General features: G+C 40.3%; 2 protein-coding genes and 1 pseudogene. All 3 read left to right on the forward strand.

Features of this window, described 5'->3' with window-relative positions; translation table 11 throughout:
• Positions 1–464, forward strand: a pseudogene (locus PVV57_RS10230) (filamentous hemagglutinin); the annotation flags it as partial.
• A gap of 4 nt (positions 465–468) precedes the next feature.
• Positions 469–1,029 carry a hypothetical protein gene (locus tag PVV57_RS10235; protein WP_273784035.1) on the forward strand — a complete coding sequence of 187 codons (561 nt, stop codon included), beginning with the start codon at positions 469–471 and terminating at the stop codon, positions 1,027–1,029.
• A complete protein-coding gene (locus PVV57_RS10240) occupies positions 1,026–1,433 on the forward strand; it encodes a hypothetical protein (protein ID WP_273784036.1) in 408 nt (135 codons plus the stop codon). Before PVV57_RS10235 ends, PVV57_RS10240 begins: the two co-directional genes overlap by 4 nt.
• Positions 1,434–1,677 lie beyond the last annotated feature (244 nt).

Here is a 1,677-nt window from a genome sequence, read left to right on the forward strand (position 1 = left end):
AAGATGCTGGACAAATCATTGATGCACTCAACCGCAACACCGCAGCAGCCCACCAAGCTGTCGCACCGATAGACGCCACACCGCTTGAAGGAGCAGTGCATAATCGCTTAGACATGATCAATGATTTCTCCGATGAGGGATTTGGTTATTGGGATAAAGTGCGTAAAATGGCATATTATGTTGCCCACCCAGTGGGTGAGGTTGCGCATGATGAAAATGGCAATACCCTCTATTTAACTGATGACAATGGAGAGTATATGAAAGACAGTGATGGAAAAAATATTGTTTTGTATCATTTTTTAAAACCAGAGGAAGAAAATCATTTACAAAAAGGCCCTGACGGCGCTGTTTATATGTTCTACAATGGCATTTTTAATTCATCAGATGATGCAGCGGGTAATGCTGTTCAAATGTCTGATAATAAAAAAGGCCCCCTTTATTTTACATACTTCCCCCCAAGCTGACGATGTGCTAGTAGAATTAGGGATAGCGTTTTATCAAAAGTTTTGGGAGGGGGACACTTGGGGTTTGAGTAACTCGACGAAGAAATTCCAAGATTTTCTCTCTCGTTATGGCAATGATGGGGCGATTGTTAGTGCGCATAGCCGTGGTACCCTAACAGTGCTCAATGGAGAGAATAACTTGAAAGATGATGGTATCCACGGTATAGCTAAGAAAACAGATATCTATCTTGTTGGAGCGGCTGCTCACCTGCAATCGATAGCTAATAGATTAGATTATCTAAGCGATGGCGAAAAAAATTATGTCTACGTACAAGGCCATATCTTAGACCCCATAAGTACAATAATTGGTTTTAATTTTCCTACAGCTTATAGGGTACGTTTCGGACCATATGATGCATTACATCCGTTAATTCTACCACTCAGAGAGATAGGAGGAGCGATACGCGGCCATAATCCTAGTACTACCCATAAGTGTTATGGTGATGCAAGTGATGCGTGTAGATGGAATTACGGCTCATTTGGTTTTAAAAAACTTTATTCAACAATAACAAGGAACAAAAAATGAAAATACTGTTTAATTTATTAAGCCTGCTCATTCTGTTAACGGTTACAGGATGTGACATTGAAAATATTGACAAACCTTCTCCAGGGTACGTGAGCATGTGGGAGAAACCTGCTGCGGATTCTACTGAGGTAGGAAAAGCTCTTTTAGAATGTGGCATGCCAAGCCTTATTGATGCCGATCCAGAAAACAGAAAACAGAGCATCAATGCAAAAGCAACAACTTATACATGTATGATTCAATCAGGTTTCCGCTATAAAGGGAGGGGGAGTCCGTGTTATACTTTTAAAGAGGAAAATCTTCCCATTTGTCGTCCTGGTGCTGTTATTCCGAAGCGAAGTGTTGAAAAGCGCTTAAACAGCCCGTTTTGTAAAAGAAGTCCAGTACAACCTGAATGCCAACCTTAAGTATTGTTATTTGTGGAAACTACAATCCCCACATTCATGCGTTTTCATGCTTGTGCGGGATTGTTCTCTTCATCCACCATCTCAGTTCTGAACTGTCTTGAAAACCAGAGATAAAATCATCAACAAGCTTTAAGCAATCTTATCGTAAAAAATCATTGAAGGAGAGGAAAAATGAAAGTAACTTTAAAGTTATTGAGTGGATTAGTTTTGCTTATTATAGCTGGATGTGCTCCAGGTCCTCATC

Origin of the sequence: Bartonella sp. AU15XJBT, assembly GCF_028618615.1 — a bacterium.
In the GTDB taxonomy this organism is placed as follows: Bacteria; Pseudomonadota; Alphaproteobacteria; order Rhizobiales; family Rhizobiaceae; genus Bartonella.